Annotated in this window: 16 protein-coding genes; 10 read left to right on the top strand and 6 right to left on the bottom strand. The window is 70.8% G+C overall.

From position 1 onward, the window contains the following. Positions 1-27: 27 nt before the first annotated feature. Positions 28-504, top strand: coding sequence for a hypothetical protein (locus tag ABD714_RS07145; protein ID WP_344811610.1), 477 nt, complete (start codon positions 28-30; stop codon positions 502-504). A gap of 707 nt (positions 505-1,211) precedes the next feature. On the opposite strand, the gene rfbA is transcribed toward ABD714_RS07145, so the two are convergent. Then, positions 1,212-2,084, bottom strand: coding sequence for a glucose-1-phosphate thymidylyltransferase RfbA (gene rfbA, locus ABD714_RS07140; protein WP_344811609.1), 873 nt, complete (start codon positions 2,082-2,084; stop codon positions 1,212-1,214). A gap of 50 nt (positions 2,085-2,134) precedes the next feature. Here rfbA and rfbB point away from each other — a divergent pair, with 50 nt between their 5' ends. Next, positions 2,135-3,133 (top strand): dTDP-glucose 4,6-dehydratase, encoded by a 999-nt coding sequence (gene rfbB, locus ABD714_RS07135; protein ID WP_344811608.1) that lies wholly within the window; start codon positions 2,135-2,137, stop codon positions 3,131-3,133. A 2-nt stretch (positions 3,134-3,135) separates the two neighbouring features. Continuing rightward, the gene (locus tag ABD714_RS07130) at positions 3,136-4,521 is read left to right on the top strand and encodes a sugar nucleotide-binding protein (protein ID WP_344811607.1); all 1,386 of its coding nucleotides are present in this window, start codon (positions 3,136-3,138) and stop codon (positions 4,519-4,521) included. Here the strand turns inward: ABD714_RS07130 and ABD714_RS07125 are convergent. After that, positions 4,457-5,725 carry an MFS transporter gene (locus tag ABD714_RS07125; RefSeq protein WP_344811606.1) on the bottom strand — a complete coding sequence of 423 codons (1,269 nt, stop codon included), beginning with the start codon at positions 5,723-5,725 and terminating at the stop codon, positions 4,457-4,459. The genes ABD714_RS07130 and ABD714_RS07125 overlap by 65 nt on opposite strands. 73 nt (positions 5,726-5,798) lie before the next feature. Between ABD714_RS07125 and ABD714_RS07120 the strand changes: the two genes are divergently transcribed. Together ABD714_RS07120 and ABD714_RS07115 are read left to right on the top strand one after the other, a co-directional pair. Continuing rightward, the gene (locus ABD714_RS07120; RefSeq protein WP_344811605.1) at positions 5,799-6,956 is read left to right on the top strand and encodes a ferrochelatase; all 1,158 of its coding nucleotides are present in this window, start codon (positions 5,799-5,801) and stop codon (positions 6,954-6,956) included. 148 nt (positions 6,957-7,104) lie between these two features. Beyond that, positions 7,105-7,407: a DUF4193 domain-containing protein gene (locus ABD714_RS07115; protein WP_344811760.1), complete on the top strand. Its 303-nt coding sequence runs from the start codon at positions 7,105-7,107 to the stop codon at positions 7,405-7,407. Here ABD714_RS07115 and ABD714_RS07110 read toward each other — a convergent pair. Beyond that, positions 7,389-7,679 (bottom strand): hypothetical protein, encoded by a 291-nt coding sequence (locus tag ABD714_RS07110; RefSeq protein WP_344811604.1) that lies wholly within the window; start codon positions 7,677-7,679, stop codon positions 7,389-7,391. The two genes, ABD714_RS07115 and ABD714_RS07110, sit on opposite strands and share 19 nt — an antisense overlap. Before the next feature lie 61 nt (positions 7,680-7,740). Here ABD714_RS07110 and ABD714_RS07105 point away from each other — a divergent pair, with 61 nt between their 5' ends. The 4 genes from ABD714_RS07105 to ABD714_RS07090 are packed head-to-tail and all read left to right on the top strand — an operon-like array spanning position 7,741 to position 9,909. After that, positions 7,741-8,205 (top strand): DUF3093 domain-containing protein, encoded by a 465-nt coding sequence (locus ABD714_RS07105; protein ID WP_344811603.1) that lies wholly within the window; start codon positions 7,741-7,743, stop codon positions 8,203-8,205. Then, complete coding sequence (gene dut, locus ABD714_RS07100) at positions 8,202-8,699, top strand: dUTP diphosphatase (protein WP_344811602.1); 498 nt, start codon at positions 8,202-8,204, stop codon at positions 8,697-8,699. The genes ABD714_RS07105 and dut overlap by 4 nt, the downstream gene beginning before the upstream one ends. Positions 8,700-8,706: 7 nt before the next feature. Continuing rightward, the gene (locus tag ABD714_RS07095; protein ID WP_344811601.1) at positions 8,707-9,474 is read left to right on the top strand and encodes a DUF3710 domain-containing protein; all 768 of its coding nucleotides are present in this window, start codon (positions 8,707-8,709) and stop codon (positions 9,472-9,474) included. Positions 9,475-9,528: 54 nt separating this feature from the next. Next, positions 9,529-9,909, top strand: a complete 381-nt coding sequence (locus ABD714_RS07090; protein ID WP_344811600.1) for an OB-fold nucleic acid binding domain-containing protein — start codon at positions 9,529-9,531, stop codon at positions 9,907-9,909. Positions 9,910-9,927: 18 nt separating this feature from the next. Here ABD714_RS07090 and ABD714_RS07085 read toward each other — a convergent pair whose 3' ends face one another. Together ABD714_RS07085 and ABD714_RS07080 are read right to left on the bottom strand one after the other, a co-directional pair. After that, positions 9,928-10,635 (bottom strand): potassium channel family protein, encoded by a 708-nt coding sequence (locus ABD714_RS07085; protein WP_344811599.1) that lies wholly within the window; start codon positions 10,633-10,635, stop codon positions 9,928-9,930. A 3-nt stretch (positions 10,636-10,638) separates the two neighbouring features. Continuing rightward, positions 10,639-11,286 (bottom strand): potassium channel family protein, encoded by a 648-nt coding sequence (locus ABD714_RS07080; RefSeq protein ID WP_344811759.1) that lies wholly within the window; start codon positions 11,284-11,286, stop codon positions 10,639-10,641. A 79-nt stretch (positions 11,287-11,365) separates the two neighbouring features. On the opposite strand from ABD714_RS07080, the gene ABD714_RS07075 reads away from it, so the two are divergent. Beyond that, the gene (locus ABD714_RS07075; protein WP_344811598.1) at positions 11,366-13,369 is read left to right on the top strand and encodes an APC family permease; all 2,004 of its coding nucleotides are present in this window, start codon (positions 11,366-11,368) and stop codon (positions 13,367-13,369) included. 77 nt (positions 13,370-13,446) lie between these two features. On the opposite strand, the gene ABD714_RS07070 is transcribed toward ABD714_RS07075, so the two are convergent. Next, positions 13,447-14,409 carry a hypothetical protein gene (locus ABD714_RS07070; protein WP_344811597.1) on the bottom strand — a complete coding sequence of 321 codons (963 nt, stop codon included), beginning with the start codon at positions 14,407-14,409 and terminating at the stop codon, positions 13,447-13,449. Between the last annotated feature and the right edge of the window lie 146 nt (positions 14,410-14,555).

The raw sequence follows: 14,555 nt of genomic DNA, 5'->3' as shown, positions 1-14,555 counted from the left end.
TCCCCCGGCCTCCTCGCACTGATCGTCGTGACCATCGTCGCCGTTGCCGTCGCCTGGCTCCTCCCGGTGCTCACCGAGCCGCTCTCGGGGACTAGTCGGCTGGTGGCGGCCCTGCCTGGGTTCGCCGCCCTCGGGGTCGCTGTCCTCGCGGTGGGCATCGCGTACGACGTCCCGGGCGCCGAAGAGGTGGCCTACCCGTTGGCCACCTTCCTGAATCTGCTGGTCGTCTCGGGCTTCGCCGTGCTGCTGGGACAGGTCGGAACCTGGCCGCGCCATCTGGTGACCGCGCTCGCCCTGAGCTCGATGGGCTTCGCCGGACCGATCGTGAACTACCTGCTGATGGTGCACTGGAGTGACTTGAACTGGGACGCACCGCCCGGCAGCGGCTACCTCACGGCGGCCTTCCTGCTCGTCTGCGGGATCGCGGTCCTGGCGCTGACTTTCCTGCGTCGACCCGCTCCGCCGATGGCTGCCCGAAGGGTGCCGGCGGAGGTCGCCGCGTGAGCAGCGGGCGGTCGGATCCACCCTGGGTCTGGTGGGTCTCCGCTGGGCTGATGCTGCTCTCCGGGGTGGCAGCCTGGTCGACGACGGCTCTGTGGTGGAATCCCTGTCGCTCCAGCATGCTGGTCGGCACGATCCTGGAACCGACAGGCTCGGTCGGCTTCAGTGAGCAGTGCCTCGTTCGGATGGACTCGGGTACGCCGTACCCGCTGCCGGTGGCCGTCGACGGTGCTCCGCCGGAGGTGTACGGACTCGGGGCGGCGGCCTGCGTGATCGCCGCGCTCGCCTTGGTCCCGGTCATCGTCGCGCCGATGGCCCGCTCCACTCGGGTGGCCGGCCTCGCCCTGGTCGCCTCCCTGATCGTGCTCGCCCTCGTCGGTCTGCAGCCCGTGGGTCGACAGGACGACCCCGCCGCCCTCGGCGCCGCGGCGTACTGGCTGGTCGACATCACCACGACCGCCTGCCTGGTGGGTGTCCTCCGCACCGGTTCCCGTCTGTCACTCCGGACGCTCCTCCGGTTGGTGCTCCTCCTCGGCGGCGTCAGCACCTTCGGAGCCGTGCGCGGCACCCTCGACTACCTGACCATGATGACCTGGAGCGAGGCGAACTGGGACGTGCCCCCGGGCACCGGGTACCTACCGGCCGCGGGCCTGGTTCTGTGCTCCCTCGGGGTGGTCGCGGCGACGCTCCGTCGCCCCCGGGTCGGGGGATCAGCCCCGGCCGCGGCGGAGCAGGTCCAGCAGATAGGTCCCGTAGCCGGACTTGGCCAGCGCGGTGGCGCGGGTGTGCAGGTCCTCGTCGGAGAGGAACCCCTGCCGCCACGCGGCCTCCTCCGGGGCCCCGACCTTGAGTCCCTGCCGTGACTCCAAGGTCCGGACGAAGTTGTTCGCGTCATTCAGCGACTCGAAGGTGCCGGTGTCCAGCCAGGCGGTGCCGCGGGGGAGCACCCCCACCTGCAGCCGCCCGGCGGCCAGGTAGTGCTTGTTGACGTCGGTGATCTCGTACTCCCCGCGCGGCGAGGGCTGCAGCTCGCGCGCGATGGTGATCACGTCGTTGTCGTAGAAGTAGAGACCCGGCACCGCGTAGTTCGACTTGGGCACGGCGGGCTTCTCCTCCAGCGAGATCGCCCGACCGTCCGCGTCGAACTCGACCACGCCGTAGGCGCTGGGCTCGGCCACCCAGTAGGCGAAGACGGCCCCGCCGTCGACGTCGTTGAACTTCTGCAGCTGGGTGCCCAGCCCCGCTCCGTAGAAGATGTTGTCACCCAGCACCAGGGCGACCTTGTCGTCACCGATGAAGTCGGCGCCGATCACGAACGCCTGGGCCAGCCCGTCCGGCGAGGGCTGCTGTGCGTAGCTGATCGAGATCCCGAACTGCGAGCCGTCACCGAGCAGCCGCTCGAAGCCGGGGGCATCGTGTGGCGTGGTGATGATCAGCACGTCGGAGATGCCGGCGAAGATCAGCGTCGACAGCGGGTAGTAGATCATCGGCTTGTCGTAGACCGGGACCAGCTGTTTGCTGATGCCCAGAGTGACCGGATGAAGTCGGGTGCCGGAGCCGCCAGCCAGGATGATGCCACGCATGGCAGTTGAGTCTTCCATGCCACGTCGGGTCACACCTTAGGATCGCGCCCATGCCTGCGTATCTCGTGACCGGCGGCGCCGGTTTCATCGGCTCCAACTTCGTCCGCCACGTGCTCGATCACACCGACCACTCCGTGACGGTGCTCGACAAGCTCACGTACGCCGGGAACCGCGCCTCTCTCGAGGGTCTGCCCGCCGAGCGCTTCCGCTTCGTGCAGGGCGACATCTGCGACGCCGCGGTCGTCGACTCCCTGGTGGCCGAGGCCGACGTAGTGGTGCACTTCGCCGCCGAGTCGCACAACGACAACTCGCTGCGAGACCCCTCGCCGTTCCTGCAGACCAACCTGATCGGCACGTACACGCTGTTGGAGGCGGTCCGGAAGCACGGCACCCGCTACCACCACATCTCCACCGACGAGGTGTACGGCGACCTCGAGCTCGACGACCCGGCCAAGTTCACCGAGCAGACCCCCTACAACCCGTCCAGCCCGTACTCCTCGACCAAGGCCGGTTCCGACCTGCTGGTCCGGGCGTGGGTGCGGTCCTTCGGGGTGCAGGCCACCATCAGCAACTGCTCCAACAACTACGGTCCCTACCAGCACGTGGAGAAGTTCATCCCCCGGCAGATCACCAACGTGCTGGACGGTCAGCGGCCGAAGCTCTACGGCCGGGGCGAGAACGTGCGTGACTGGATCCACGCCGACGACCACAGTGCCGCCGTGCTGACGATCATCGACGGCGGCCGGATCGGTGACACCTACCTGATCGGCGCCGACGGGGAGAAGAACAACAAGGAGGTCGTGGAGGCCATCCTCACCGAGCTCGGCCGGCCGAGTGACGCGTACGACCTGGTCACCGACCGGCCGGGCCACGATCTCCGCTACGCGATCGACGCCACCCGGTTGCGCACCGAGCTCGGCTGGGCACCCCGGTTCTCCGACTTCTCCGCCGGCCTCGCCGACACCATCAGCTGGTACCGCGAGAACGAGGCCTGGTGGCGTCCGCAGAAGGCCGGCACCGAGGCGGCGTACGCCTCCCAGGGGCAGTAGTCATGGGTGACCTCACCCTCGCGTCGACCGCCATCGACGGCCTGCAGGTGATACGTCTGGACGTCCGCGCGGACAACCGGGGCTGGTTCAAGGAGAACTGGCAGCGGGCCAAGATGGTCGCCCTCGGGCTGCCGGACTTCTCCCCGGTGCAGAACAACGTGTCCTTCAACACGACCGCGGGGGCCACCCGGGGCATCCACGCCGAGCCCTGGGACAAGCTCGTCTCGGTGGCCCACGGCCGGATCTTCGGTGCCTGGGTGGACCTGCGACCGGGCGACGGCTTCGGCCGGGTGGTCACCCTGGAGCTCGGACCCGACACTGCGGTGTTCGTGCCCCGGGGGGTCGGCAACGCGTTCCAGACCCTGGCCGACGACACCGTGTACTCCTACCTGGTCAACGACCACTGGAGTCCGGCGGCCAAGGCGTCCTACACGTTCTGCAACCTGGCCGACGAGACGCTGGCCATCGCCTGGCCGATCCCGCTGGACCGGGCCGAGCTGTCCGAGGCCGACCGCCGCCATCCGCGGCTGGCCGACGTGACCCCCATGCCGCCGCCCCGACGGCTGGTGCTCGGCGCCGGTGGCCAGCTCGGGCGGGCCCTGCTCACGGCGTGGCCGGACGCGACGGGCCTGACCCGGGCCGACCTCGACCTGACCGACCCGGCCGCCCTGGCCGGGATCGACCTCAGCGGTTACGGCGTGGTGGTGAACGCCGCTGCCTACACGGCGGTGGACGCCGCCGAGACCGAGCAGGGCCGTCGGGTCGCCTGGGCCACGAACGTGGCAGCGGTCGCGGCCCTGGCCCACGCCGCCGAGGAGCACCGGACGACCCTCGTGCACCTCTCGTCGGACTACGTCTTCGACGGCACCGTGGAGCTCCATCGCGAGGACGAGCCGTTCAGCCCGCTCGGTGTCTACGGTCAGACCAAGGCGGCCGGTGACGCGGTCGTCGCCACCGTGCCGCGGCACTACCTGCTGCGGACCAGCTGGGTGATCGGGGACGGGAAGAACTTCGTCGCCACCATGGCCTCGCTGGCCGACCGTGGCGTGGCGCCGAGCGTGGTCGCCGACCAGTTCGGCCGGCTCACCTTCACCGACGAGATCGTCAGGGCCGTCAACCACCTGCTGGCGGTCGAGGCGCCGTACGGGACCTACAACGTGTCCAACGGTGGCCCGGTCACGAGCTGGGCGGACATCGCCCGCGAGGTCTACGCCGCGCGGGGTCAGGACCCGGCGACGGTCACCGCGGTCACGGCCGAGGAGTACGGCCGAGGCAAGGACCTGGCCCCCAGGCCACGGCACAGCGCGCTGGATCTGGCCAAGCTCAGCGCGACCGGTTTCCGGTCTCGGCCGGCAGCAGATCGTCTGGCGGAGTACCTGGCTCGCTGAGGGCAGTCTCCGGCCGCACGGCCGGGGGCCGGGTCCGGACGCACAGCGCGGCGGTGATCAGCACCAAGCCGGTCCCGATCACCCCGTAGAACCCCGCCTGGGCGCCGCCCGCGTCGATCACCTGGCCCAGCGCGGCCGCCCCGAGACCGACGCCGCCGGCCATGCCCATCGACGTCCAGCCCAGCGCCTCGGTCAGCCGCTCCGGCGGCACCGCGGCCTGGGTGACCGCGACGGAGGCGATCAGGGTGGGGGCGATGAACAACCCGCTGAGGATCAGCAGACCGGCCGTCGGCAGCGGGTGCAGCACGAAGGGAAGCGGGATCAGCGACAGGGCCAGCAGGACCGCACCGACCCGGAACCGCTTCGCCGGCCCGGCCGTCCAGGTGATGGTGCCGGTGACGACGCCCGCGATCAGCGAGCCGCCCGCCCACGTCATCACGATCACACCGGCGAACGGCAGGATCCCGGCCTCGTCGGCGAAGGCGATGATGACGACCTCCATGCCACCGAACATCATCCCCAGAGCGGCGCAGGCGAACACGATCGGCACCAGCAACCCTGGCGACAAGCGGGAGGAGGAGTGCCGTTGCGTCCGCGGCGTGCGCGGCGGCTCGGTCTCCCGCTGGCCCGCCAGGGCCACGGCCCCGACGAGTCCCACCACGCCGCCGGCGGCCAGTCCCAGCGCGGGGTGCACCGAGGTGGCGAGGAAGGTGGCGAGCACGGGACCGACGATGAAGACCGCCTCGTCCAGCACGGCCTCCCAGGCGAAGGCGGTGTTGAGCAGGGGGGTGTCGCGGAGGCGATGACTCCAGCGGGCGCGGACGGCGGCGCCGGCCGAGGAGAAGCCGAGACCCACCCCGACGGCTGAGGCCAGCGTCCAGGCGATCGGGGCGTCGAGGAGCACCGTGGTGATCAGCGCCCCGACGCTCAGGTTGTAGATGATCGTCGCCGCGATGAGCACCCTGGCCTGGCCGGAACGATCGATCAGCCGGCCCCAGGCCGGTGCGGCCACCGCCGTGGTCAAGGTGGCGACCGCGGTGACGATGCCGGCGCGGCCGTAGGACCCCGAGGTGATGGAGATGAGCAGGACGATGCCCAGCCCTGTCATGGCCATCGGCAGCCGGGCGGCGAACCCGGCGGCGGTGAACGCCCGGACCTCCGGGGTGCTCAGCACCCGTCGATACGCCCCGAACCCCGCGGCCATGCCACTCTCCTGTCGTGTCCCAGTTGCCGCCATGCGGCAAGATCATCAGGTGCCCGAACCCACGTCGAACCCTGTGTCAGGGACCGTACCCACCGCCACCGACAGTGCAGCCACGACGGTCGAGCAGGCGGATCTCGCTCCCTACGACGCGGTCCTGCTGCTGTCGTTCGGCGGCCCCGAGCGCCCGGAGGACGTGGTGCCGTTCCTGGAGAACGTCACCAGGGGTCGGGGCATTCCCCGGGAGCGTCTGGCCGAGGTCGGGGAGCACTACTTCCTGTTCGGCGGCCGCAGCCCGATCAACGACCAGTGCCGGGAGCTGCTCGCCGCCCTGCGCACCGAGCTGGACGGTCGCGGGATCGACCTGCCGGTGTTCTGGGGGAACCGCAACTGGGACCCGTACGTGGGTGAGGTGGCCCGGGAGATGGAGGCCGCGGGCCACCGTCGGGTCCTCGTGCTGACCACCAGCGCCTACCCGTCCTACTCCTCCTGCCGGCAGTACCGGGAGAACCTCTACGACGCCTTCGCCGACACCGCCATCACGGTCGAGAAGATCCGTCACTACGCCGACCACCCCGGCTTCGTCACCGCCTCGGTCGACGCCACCGTGGCCGCGGTCGACGGCCTGGTCGCCGAGCTGGGCGCCGGGGTCCGCCCACGGTTGGTCTTCGTGACCCACTCGATCCCGACCGCCATGGCGGAGACGGCGGGACCGCCGCCGAAGTCGCCCGCCGGCGGCTACGTCGACTGGCACCGTCTGGTCGCCTCGGCGGTCACCCGCCGGGTCGCCGACGTGCGGGCGATCGCCGACGACCACGACGTCGTCTACTGCTCCCGGTCCGGGCCGCCCACGCAACCCTGGTTGGAGCCGGACGTGAACGACCACCTGACTGCCCTCTCCGCCGCCGGTGAGCGGGCGGTCGTCGCGGTCCCGATCGGTTTCGTGTCCGATCACATGGAGGTCATCTTCGATCTCGACACCGAGGCGGCCGAGACCGCTCGCCAGCTCGGGCTGCCGTTCGCCCGGGCCGCGACGGCCGGCACCCATCCGGCCTTCGTCACCGCCCTGGTGGACCTGCTGGTCGAGCGCGCGGCGGTCGCGCGCGGCGAGCAGGTCGAGCAGCCGGTCGTGGCGGGCGGCACGGTGGGGCGCTACGCCTGCCTGTCCGGCTGCTGCCCCAACCTCCGCCAGCCGGACCGACCGGCCCTGTGCCAGGTCGCCGGAGCCCTGTAAGGTACGCCGACGCGACCCGCTGGAATACCCCAGGCCGGAGCGCGTTGTAGCGGCGCGAGCCGAAAGACACGCGCCCGCTTGTCCCGTGTGGTATTCATACGCGCGGGCCACGACGACATGTCTGGGCCCACCGCCCGGAAAGGTAATGATGGCGACCGATTACGACGCCCCCCGCAAGACCGAGGAAGAGCTCAACGAGGACTCCATCGAGGAGCTCAAGACTCGCCGCAACGACAAGAACTCAGGGAAGGTCGACGAGGACGAGGCCGAGGCCGCCGAGTCGTTCGAGCTCCCTGGAGCCGACCTCTCCCACGAGGAGCTGACCGTCCGGGTGCTGCCGCAGCAGTCCGACGAGTTCACCTGCGCCGGCTGCTTCCTGGTCCGGCACCGCAGCCAGATCGCCGAGCAGCGGGCCAACGGCAACGCCTACTGCTACGACTGCGCAGGCTGAGTCGCGACCACGGACGTGACCGGGGTGGGCCGGACGAGCTTCTTGCCCGCGTAGACGCCCACCCCACCGGAGACCGCCCAGCTCACAGCGGTCCACACCAACGCCGTCCCGCCGCCGCTGCGGCCGGGCGGCGTTACGTTTCCTCCGACCACGAGCTGCCGGGCGGCCTGGAGCACCGCACGGGTGACCAGGGCTGCGCCGGCCCCGCCGGCCACCGGGTACACCGCCCTGAGCACCCTGGACGAAACAGTCATCGAGGTCGCCACCGTCACGCTCGAACCGTACAGCGGGCGAGCGGACCGGATGCGGCGAGGGAGCGATTAGGTTGTGAGCGTGCTGTACCGCGAGTGGGTCGGGCCGCCGCCGAGCTGGTGGGTGCTGTCGGGGCTGTTCAGCCTGAGCTGGCTGGCCGCGATCGGCTTCTACCTCGGCCCGCTGGCGGGTGTCCTGGCTCTGCTCGGCGCCCAGGCCGTGCTGACCGCGCTGTTCTGCGGCAGTGCGATCCGGCTCCGGCTGGACGGGTCCGAGCTCCGGGTCGGGCGAGCGGTCCTGGACCTGGCCTACGTGGCGGACGCCCGCCCACTGGACGTCGATGCCACCGCTCACCGGACCGGCCCCGGGGCCGACGCCCGGGCCCACCTGGTCCTCCGCCCGTACGCGCGGACGGCGGTCGAGCTGCGGCTGGACGACCCGGCCGACCCGGTGCCCTACTGGCTGGTCTCCACCCGCCGTCCGGTCGAGCTGGCGGCGGCGATCACCGCCGTCCTGGGCCGAGACCACGCCCGGCCGGCCCGATGACCGACGTGCCGATCGCCTACGTCGCCCTCGACGACGGGCTCGCCGCGCCGTCGTACGCCCACCCCGGCGACGCCGGGGCCGATCTGGTCTCGGCCGAGTCGTTCGTGCTCGAGCCCGGAGAGCGCCGGCTGGTGGGGACGGGGGTGGCCGTCGCCCTGCCCGACGGGTACGCCGGCTTCGTGCACCCTCGATCGGGTCTGGCCGCCCGGCACGGGATCAGCATCGTCAACGCCCCCGGCACTGTCGACGCCGGCTACCGCGGCGAGATCCTGGTCTGCCTGGTCAACACCGACGCACGGACGCCGGTGGCGATCTCCCGGGGCGACCGGATCGCCCAGCTGGTCGTGCAGCGGGTCGAGCGAGCCCGGTTCGTGCCCGTGCCACAATTGCCCGATTCGCCCGCAGCCGCCGGCCGATCGAGGGGCACCGGCGGCCACGGGTCCACCGGCGGTCTGGCCGCCGGACCCAGCAACGAGGAGCAGCCACCAGCGTGAGTGCGTCATGATCTTCCGCCGCCGCCGCAAGGACGACGAGATCCCCGCCGACGAGGCGGAGGACACCACCGGGTCCGCAGACTCCGCCGAGGACCTCCCCGAGGACGACGAGACCGCGTCGGCCGCCGGGGACGACGAGGCCGCGGCCGAGCTCGATGTCGAGGCTCTGGACTCACGGGACTGGCGGGGCGCCGGGCCCTGGGACCTGACCGAGGTCGACCTGGACGTCGAACCGCTGCCCGGCCGCGCCCGGATCGACCTGGGGAGCATGATCATCACCGGGTTCGGCGGCGCCGAGCTGCGGCTGCAGGTCGCCGAGGAGACCCAGCAGATCGTCTCCGCGATGCTCATCAAGGGCGATTCCGCGCTGGAGCTGGGGGCGTACGCGGCCCCGCGCAGCGGGGGGCTGTGGCCCGAGCTGCGCGAGGAGATCGTGGAGGCGGCCACGGAGGCCGGCGGATCGGCCGCTCTGGTCGAGGGCCCCTTCGGTGTCGAGCTGCGCCGGCTGCTGCCGGTCACCACACCGGACGGCGAGCAGGGCTACCAGCCGTCGCGGATGTGGGTGGTCGAGGGACCCCGTTGGCTGCTCCGCGGCATCCTCTACGGCCAGGCCGCGCTGGAGGAGGGTCTGGAGCCGCCGGTGGCGGATCTGCTGACCGCGTTCCGCGAGGTGGTCGTCCGACGCGGCGACGAGGCCAAGTCGCCGGGCGACCTGCTGCCCCTGGTGATCCCGGCCGACGTGGAGCCCGACCCGGAGTCGGCCGAGGACGCGTAGCGGCTCACACGGAAGGCACCGGAAATTGACATTCGGTGTCATAGTGGAAGTGCTATGGGTAAGAACTCTCTGCTGCAGCGGGTCATCCACCGCCTCGCCACCTCGGACGCCGAGCTGGAGTCGGAGGAGATGCAACGCGCCGTCGAAGCCGAGTCCGCCGTCCCGATTCGCACCTGCGAGGACCGCCAGCTCGTCCGCCTGCGCGGCACCGTGTCCAACGTCACCATCCACCCCCGTGGCGGTCACCCGGCACTGGAGGTCGAGCTGCGCGACGGCAGCGGCGCGGCCCGGTTGGTCTGGCTCGGACGGCGTGAGATCGCGGGCATCGAGCCCGGTCGCACGCTGTCCGTCGAAGGACGGGTCAGCTGTCGCCGTGGGGAGCGCCTGCTGTACAACCCGCGCTACGAGCTGCTCGACGGGCCCAGGGGAGTCTGAGCCCGTCCTCGCGGGGCCCTAGCGGGTCACCCGCGGGGTCGCCGTCACGGCGACCGCCACGGTGCCGCGCCGGGGGGCCAGCATCTCGGCCAGCTCCTTCTCGTACGACTGCGCGGTGACGAAGAGCAGCTCGTCGCCGGCCTCCAGCGTCCCGTCGGGGTCGGGCGGCTGGGCGTGACCGTCGCGGATGATGGCCACCAGCACGACGTCCCCGGGGAAGCTGATGTCCCCGATCCGCACGCCGACCTGCGGGCTGTCGTCGGGCAGCGTCATCTCGACCAGGTTGGCGTCCCCCTCGTGGAAGGTGAGCAGCCGCACCAGGTCGCCGACGGTGACCGCCTCCTCGACCAGCGCGCACATCAGCCGAGGGGTGGAGACGGCGACGTCGACGCCCCAGACGTCGTTGAACAGCCACTCGTTCTTGGGGTGGTTCACCCGCGCGACCGTCCGCGGCACGCCGAACTCCGTCTTGGCCAGCAGCGACGTGACCAGGTTGGCCTTGTCGTCACCGGTGGCCGCGATGACCACGTCACAGGAGTCGATGTTGGCCTCCTCGAGCGAGGACAGCTCGCACGCGTCCGCGAGCAACCAGTCGGCCTCCGGCACCGAGTCGGCCTTGATCGCGTGCGGGTCGCGGTCGATCAGCAGGATCTGGTGGCCGTTCTCGATCAGCTCGCTGGCGATGGACCGGCCGACGTTGCCGGCTCCGGCGATGGCGACGCGCATCTCTCACAGCTCCTTGGGGCGATCGGCCAGGATGGCTTCGACTTCGGCGAGCCGGGCGTCGGTCACCGCGGCGTAGATCAGGTCCCCGTCCTGGAAGGCCGTGCTCCGCCTGGGCACCTGACCCGAGCCGAGCCGGAACAGGAACGGGATCCGCGCGCCGGTGGCGTCCTCGATCTGCTCGATCGTGCGACCCACCCAGGACCGGTCGACGTGCACCTCCATCAACCGGACCGAACCGGACGGGTCACGCCACTGCGGCTCCGAGCCGGCCGGCAGCAGCCGACGCAGGACCTGGTCGGCGGTCCAGCGTACGGTCGCGACGGTGGGGATGCCCAGCCGTTCGTACACCTCGGCCCGCCCGGGGTCGTAGATGCGGGCCACCACGTTGTGCACGTCGAAGGTCTCGCGCACCACCCGGGCGGCGAGGATGTTGGAGTTGTCGCCGTTCGACACGGCGGCGAACGCCTCGGCCCGGTCGATCCCCGCCTCGGCGAGCACCTCCTGGTCGAAGCCGACCCCCTTCACCGTCTGACCCTCGAAGTCGGGTCCCAGCCGTCGGAACGCCTCGATGTTGTGATCGATCACCGCCACTGTGTGACCGCGCTTCTCCAGGCTCCGGGCCAGGGTGGATCCCACGCGGCCGCAGCCCATGATCACGATGTGCACGGGCACGAGTCTAGGGTGACGCGTCGGTAGGGCGACCGCTGCACCAGAGGTTAGAGTGCCGCACGTGAACCCCGCCGAGGTCGCGAAGCGCCTCCTCATCGGCCGGCGACTCCGGAGCACGCAGCTGGGCGAGACCCTGCTGCCCAAGCGGATCGCCCTGCCGGTCTTCGCCTCGGACGCGCTGTCGTCGGTGGCCTACGCCCCCGACGAGATCCTGCTGACCCTCTCGCTCGCGGGCCTGGTGGCGTACGGCTACTCCTGGAAGATCGCCATCCTGGTCGCGGTGGTGATGCTCGTGGTCGTCGCGTCGTACCGCCAGAACGTGCACGCCTACCCCTCCGGCGGCGGCGACTACGAGGTGGCGACCACCAACCTCGGCTCCAACGCGGGTCTCACCGTGGCCAGCGCGCTGATGGTGGACTACGTCCTCACCGTGGCCGTGTCGATCTCCTCCGGCGTGCAGAACGCGAAGTCGGTCTTCCCCTTCATCGACGGGCACGAGGCCTGGATCGGAGCCCTGGCCGCGCTGATCCTGATGGCCCTGAACCTGCGCGGTGTCCGGGAGTCAGGTGCGGTCTTCGCCATCCCGGTCTACTGCTTCATGGTCGGCATCATCGGCATGGTGGTCTACGGGCTGTTCCGGATCCTGGTGCTCGGTGACGAGGTCCAGGCCCACAGCGCCCAGTACGGGATCGAGGCCGACCCCAAGTACGCCGCCTTCACCGGGTTCGCGATGGTCGCCCTGCTGGCCCGTGCCTTCTCCTCGGGCTCCGCCGCGCTGACCGGGGTGGAGGCGATCTCCAACGGCGTCCCGGCCTTCCGGAAGCCGAAGAGCAAGAACGCGGCGACGACCCTGCTGCTCCTCGGCACCATCGCTGTCACCATGCTGATCGGCGTCATCACCCTGGCCAACCTGACCGGGTTGAAGCTGATCGACGCCCCGTACTCGCACTACACGCTGAACGGTCAGCGGGTCGACGTGGTCGAGGAGACCGCCATCGGTCAGCTGTCCCGGGCGATCTTCTCCGACTTCACCCCGGGCTTCTACTTCGTGGTGGCCGCGACCATGCTCATCTTGTTCCTGGCCGCGAACACCGCCTTCAACGGCTTCCCGGTGCTCGGCTCGATCCTGGCCCGAGACGGCTACCTGCCGCGTCAGCTGCACACCCGCGGTGACCGGCTGGCCTACAGCAACGGCATCATCACCCTGGCCGTGCTGGCCATCATCTTGATCATCGCCTTCCGCGCCGACGTGACCGCCCTGATCCAGCTCTACGTGGTGGGGGTGTTCGTCTCCTTCACCGTCAGCCAGCTCGGGATGCTGCGGCACTGGACCCGGCTGCTGAAGACCGAGACCAAACCGGCGGTCCGAGCCCGGATGAAGCGCTCGCGGGTGATCAACGGGACCGGTCTCACCATGACCGGCACGGTGCTGGTGATCGTGCTGCTGTCCAAGTTCACCCAGGGTGCCTACATCGCGATCATCGCCATGGCCGCTCTGTTCGTGCTGATGAAGTCGATCCGCCGGCACTACGACCGGGTGTCCGCCGAGACCGCCCTGGTCGAGGGCGACGACCGGACGCTGCCGAGCCGGGTCCGGGCCGTGGTGCTGGTGTCCAAGCTGCACAAACCCACCGCCCGGGCGGTCGCGTTCGCCAAGGCGTCCCGGCCGAGCGTGCTGGAGGCGCTGACCGTCGCGGTGGACCCGGAGGAGACCGACCGGCTCGTCGGCCTGTGGAACGAGACCGGCATCGACATCCCGCTCAAGGTGATCGCCTCCCCGTACCGCGACGTCACCGGCCCGATCCTGGACTACGTCAAGAACCTGCGGAAGGACTCTCCGCGGGACGTCGTCACGGTCTACATCCCCGAGTACGTGGTCGGGCACTGGTGGGAGCAGATCCTGCACAACCAGAGCGCGCTGCGGCTGAAGGCCCGGCTGCTGTTCACCCCCGGGGTGATGGTGACCTCGGTGCCGTACCTGCTGCAGTCCTCCGGCAAGGCCGAGGAGCGTCTGGCGCGCGACGACCGCCGCTCGCGCCGCCGCCGGTCGTACCTGGGGTCCTAGGTGGACCGGTTCGAGCGCCGACAAGGAGGCTCGGACACGGTGGTCGGCATCCTGGCGTGCCCGGACCTCCTTCTCGATCAGGCGGGCAGCCCGTACCAGCCCTCCGGCTCGTCCACGGTCCAGCCGTCGCGCCCGCGGTCCCTGTCCATCCCCTCAGCGCGGGCCGCGCGCAGGCGACCGGCCAGCTCGGTGCGGTGCTGGATCAGATCCGCCTTGTCCACGCGGACCACGACGAGCCCGGCCCGCTCGAGGCGCTCTTCGCGGATGTTGTCCTCGCGGTGCTGTCGCCGGTCCCGGTGCCCGTGCGACCGCTCCGCGCGCCAGCTGGCGCCGTCGTACTCGATGGCCAGCCCGGCATCGGTATCGAGGAGATCGGGGATGCCGAGCAGCCGTCCGCTTCGGTCGAAGACGGCGCGGTTGGGCTGGAGCGTCACCATCCCGACCTCGAGCGTGGCGAACATCCGGAGTCGTGACTCCCAGGGGCTGCGGACGCCGGCCCGAGCGAGCGTGACGGCTGTCCGCACCTGGGCGATGCCGCGCCGGCTCGGCGCGCTGCTGATGTGGCGTTCGAGGGTTCCCCGCGTGAGGAGACGAGCGGCCAGAACGGCATCCACCGCCACCACTGCCTCGGTCACGTCGGGAGCCCACCGAGCGAGATCGAAGACGGTCCGCCACAGCGTCGTCACCGGTAGCTCGTGCACCGTCTCACTTCTCGGCGGTCGTGCACTCTGCCGGTACGACAGCGCCGGGGTGCTGCGACGACGCAACCCGGGTGGCAGGAGGATCGGCACAGGCAGCGGGGCGAGTGTCAGATGATCGCGACCGTCGAGGTCGTCGACGCCGTGGACGTAGGCGGCGGCCCAACCGCCCAGCAGTGCGCCGGGTGGCAGCACGGCCGTCGCGTCGAGGATGCGCTGGGCCGAGGTCGGCGGACCAAGGGAGCCCGACGAGGAGATGCCCGACGAGGAGATGGCGGCGCGGCGGTGGTAGCCGCGCGTGCTGCGCTCGTACGCCGCGCCGGCGATCGCCCGGCGGCTCACCCCTCGATCGCGGAGATCCTGCCGAGCCGAGGAGTTCGGGCCAGACTCATCTCGTCCTCGAACCTGCTCATGCATCGCAGGCTCGCACGAGTCGCTCGCTGCTGGAGCGTCATCCACAGCACCATCGAGAAGGAGGTCCGAGCCCG

The organism is Microlunatus aurantiacus, from assembly GCF_039536605.1.
GTDB classification, from domain to species: domain Bacteria; phylum Actinomycetota; class Actinomycetes; order Propionibacteriales; family Propionibacteriaceae; genus Microlunatus; species Microlunatus aurantiacus.
The sequence above is the reverse complement of the archived record's forward strand: the minus strand, read 5'-3'. Positions and strand labels throughout refer to the sequence as shown.

Bases quoted from the DNA above. Each gene is read 5' to 3' on its own strand.
- ABD714_RS07115 (WP_344811760.1), top strand. From the start codon at position 7,105: ATGGCGACCGATTACGACGCCCCCCGCAAGACCGAGGAAGAGCTCAAC.
- ABD714_RS07125 (WP_344811606.1), bottom strand. From the start codon at position 5,725: ATGGCCGCGGGGTTCGGGGCGTATCGACGGGTGCTGAGCACCCCGGAG.
- ABD714_RS07085 (WP_344811599.1), bottom strand. From the start codon at position 10,635: ATGCGCGTCGCCATCGCCGGAGCCGGCAACGTCGGCCGGTCCATCGCC.
- ABD714_RS07130 (WP_344811607.1), top strand. From the start codon at position 3,136: ATGGGTGACCTCACCCTCGCGTCGACCGCCATCGACGGCCTGCAGGTG.
- rfbA (WP_344811609.1), bottom strand. From the start codon at position 2,084: ATGCGTGGCATCATCCTGGCTGGCGGCTCCGGCACCCGACTTCATCCG.
- ABD714_RS07095 (WP_344811601.1), top strand. From the start codon at position 8,707: ATGATCTTCCGCCGCCGCCGCAAGGACGACGAGATCCCCGCCGACGAG.
- ABD714_RS07090 (WP_344811600.1), top strand. From the start codon at position 9,529: ATGGGTAAGAACTCTCTGCTGCAGCGGGTCATCCACCGCCTCGCCACC.
- dut (WP_344811602.1), top strand. From the start codon at position 8,202: ATGACCGACGTGCCGATCGCCTACGTCGCCCTCGACGACGGGCTCGCC.
- rfbB (WP_344811608.1), top strand. From the start codon at position 2,135: ATGCCTGCGTATCTCGTGACCGGCGGCGCCGGTTTCATCGGCTCCAAC.
- ABD714_RS07080 (WP_344811759.1), bottom strand. From the start codon at position 11,286: ATGGGCTGCGGCCGCGTGGGATCCACCCTGGCCCGGAGCCTGGAGAAG.